Raw genomic sequence first — 2,851 nt, 5'->3', positions numbered from 1 at the left:
GCTCGTGGACCAGTTCGTTGAAGGCGAGCAGTTGCTCATCACCTTCGCGGGGTTGATCGAGGGTGGCCAGTGCAGCCTGCATCTCGGCCACCTGAGCGCGGTTGCTGGCGAAGGACAGCAGTAGGCCCAGCACCCAGAGCGCAAGCAGCCCCAGCAGCGCGACAGTGCCGACGCGCCACCCGGTCCAGCCCTGCGGCCGGCCGCCGGGATATCGGTCAGCCAACACGCCGTTCCAAGCGGGATGGGCTCGCCAGTGGTGATCCCCACTATCCCGGGGTGTGGGCAGGGGAAGGCTGAACCACAGGCCACGCAGCATCAACTCGGGGCCGCGCCGCAACTGCGTCCAGGCCTGCTTCCAGCGGGCGATGCCGTCGTTTTGCAGGTCGTGGGCCAGACGCAGAAGGGCGTCATGGCGATTGTCGCCCTGCATCCGCGCCAGGCCCCGTTCACGCAATGGTTGCAGCAGGCAGTCCAGGTGGCTCTCCAACTGCGCCTGACCGGCGCGCGACGACAGCGCGCAGCCCACCGCGGCATCGGCGGCTGGCTGCTCCCATTCGCTGCGGCGCACCTCCCAAAGGTGCACCGGTGCCTGCCAACGCAGCCGCCGCGCCAGATCCCGCAACTGACGCTGGTAGCGGCCCAGGTAGTCGGGATCGAGGCTCTGCTGCGGGCTCAGCGCCCAGACGATGCCGTCCAGGGGGCGGCTACGGCGCAGCCTCCTCAGCACCTCCGGGGTATCCGTTCGACCCTCCGAATGGTTGTCACACAGCAACAACGCATCATGGCCTTCCAACCAGCCCGCGCGCGTCAGCGACGGCGCAATGGCCTCGACCTCTTCGGTCTCGCCCACCACCAGGTAGACACGAATCCGGCGCCTCCAGAGATACCCGTAGTGCTCCCTGAGATGGTTCTTTATCCCGGCCAGGGCATCCCGAGGTGCGACCGTGGCTTTCTGGACGCCAGAGGAAGATTCGGCATCGTCGGCCAGCACTTCTCGGTAGGACACCGCTCCGACTCGCCGGCCCAGGAACTGCTGAGCCATTGGCAACAGCAGAAGCAGCGCAGCCAGTCCGGCAGTCATGATAAGCCCCGCGGATTGCCCGCTGCCTCCGGAGCTCAGCCCCACAAGTTCCGGAAAACGCCAGAACACCAGTCCAACCAGCAGTCCAGCCAATACGACCAGAGCAATCAGCACCATCATCCGACGAGGCAGCATCGATACATCCTTATTCCGATTCCAATATCAGTGTCGGCCTCACCACCGAGCACCAGAGTCCAGCCTCGACGACACCATCACCACTGAAAATCAGTTGCGGCCTTCCTCCGGAACGCGCGCTCTCGGTTGCCGCGGCAATGGCAATCCAAGGAGCAGCAGAGCCGGGATCACCCAGCGATGGCTGTAAGTCATGCAAGCCCTGACCACGCTTCAACGGGGAAGACAATTCGAGAAGCACCTGGGTGATATCGCCATGGCGCAGAGCGTCGACCCCAGTCAGCCAGACATCCCCAAGAGCTTCTGCGCCTATCGGCACCCAACCCAATGCCTGACGGACTGCGAGCTGCAACGCGTCAGCCGTCGCGCCACGCTCCTGCTCAGGGCGATGCAGATAGGTCATTGGACGAAGAACCGTTTGTGTTCGCTGATTGCCGAATAGAAGGCCAACGGCAACCTCTGCCGTGTTGTCCGGCGGCGATGGCGCCATTTGGGCGGCCACCACGAGCAGCAGCGACGGGTCGTCGTTGTGGGCGTCCAGCCAATGGTCGATGGCATCCAGTCCCTGGCGCTCCAGGGGAGCTACCGTTTGCCGAAGCCCAAGCTCCGACCAGACTTTCCGCCATTCAGCAAGCTTGCGCGTCGAGCCAGACTCCAATACGAGAGCCAGTGGAAGCTCGTTGGGTAGCGTGCGCAAAACCCTGGACAAGTCAGTCAGCACCCGGCGATAGGCTTCTATCAACAACGCATCGGCATCGAGAGGGTCCGAGTCCAGCTCCGGGTCAAACGACAACCGGCTGTGTCGACAAACCTGATCCGGCAGCCCTCGCAGGGCCTGGGTCTTCAAGGCGCACTTGTCCGCCATCAGGGCCTGGTTTTGCGCCACTCCGGACCTGTCCGAAGCCTCACGCAGGGCGGTGTAAAGACTGACTGCGAGGATCTGCTGGGAGCGCCGTCCTCGACGCAGTCTTCCGAGCCAATCCTCTTCACGCGCCCGATCCCAACCGTCGGCAGCACTGACGACACCCACATGCACTAGACACCGGATAGAGATCGAGGCGAACCACACAGCAAAGGGCAGGCCCAGCGCCACTCCCCAGAATTGCAGGAGATGTTGGCGCAGGGACTCGTCGCCAAATACCAGGGTCAGCCCCAGGCCCATCAACAAGGCAATCGCCAACAGGCCCAGCCATATCCAAACGCGTGGGGAACGCGGACGTATGGCCATTGGCGGGACGTTATCCAGTCGGACCGGCATGGCTAGTTCGCCGTGGCCTCGGGCAATGACGTCAACAACGCGCATCCGCAGGCACAGAGATGGCCGTGAAACGCCACGGGGACGCCATGATCCTTGAATACATCATGTCCTTCGGCAATCACCGTGGGCCCATGGCCAGGTAATGGGCAACAGACAGGGTCCCCCACGCGCGCTACTCCGATACCACGAAATTTCATAGTGGTAGAGCCGGCTATTACGACACCGCCGCCAGTGGCCTTATCTCCGACTCTAAGGATGGTCTGAAGTAGCCATGCGTTTCTGGCTAACTTCAGCGCCTGCCGTTTTTGAAAGCGTCCACTCGATCCATAACACCCAGATCCGTTGCGCTTCACGCTCTTTTTCGCTGCCGCGAGCACCTC

At 63.0% G+C, this 2,851-nt stretch carries 2 protein-coding genes and 1 pseudogene; all 3 read right to left on the bottom strand.

Annotated features, from left to right (window positions below; all coding sequences use genetic code 11):
- Nucleotides 1–1,216: pseudogene (locus J7302_RS26170) on the bottom strand (ImcF-related family protein); the annotation flags it as partial.
- Nucleotides 1,217–1,226: 10 nt separating this feature from the next.
- Entirely contained in the window at nt 1,227–2,393 is a 1,167-nt protein-coding gene (locus tag J7302_RS26165) for a hypothetical protein (protein WP_251702289.1), read from the bottom strand.
- Nucleotides 2,394–2,473: 80 nt separating this feature from the next.
- Complete coding sequence (locus J7302_RS26160; protein ID WP_349814483.1) at nt 2,474–2,824, bottom strand: PAAR domain-containing protein; 351 nt, start codon at nt 2,822–2,824, stop codon at nt 2,474–2,476.
- Nucleotides 2,825–2,851 lie beyond the last annotated feature (27 nt).

The organism is Metapseudomonas boanensis (assembly GCF_018704125.1).
In the GTDB taxonomy this organism is placed as follows: domain Bacteria; phylum Pseudomonadota; class Gammaproteobacteria; order Pseudomonadales; family Pseudomonadaceae; genus Metapseudomonas; species Metapseudomonas boanensis.
This window is presented reverse-complemented; position numbering and strand designations above follow the sequence as displayed.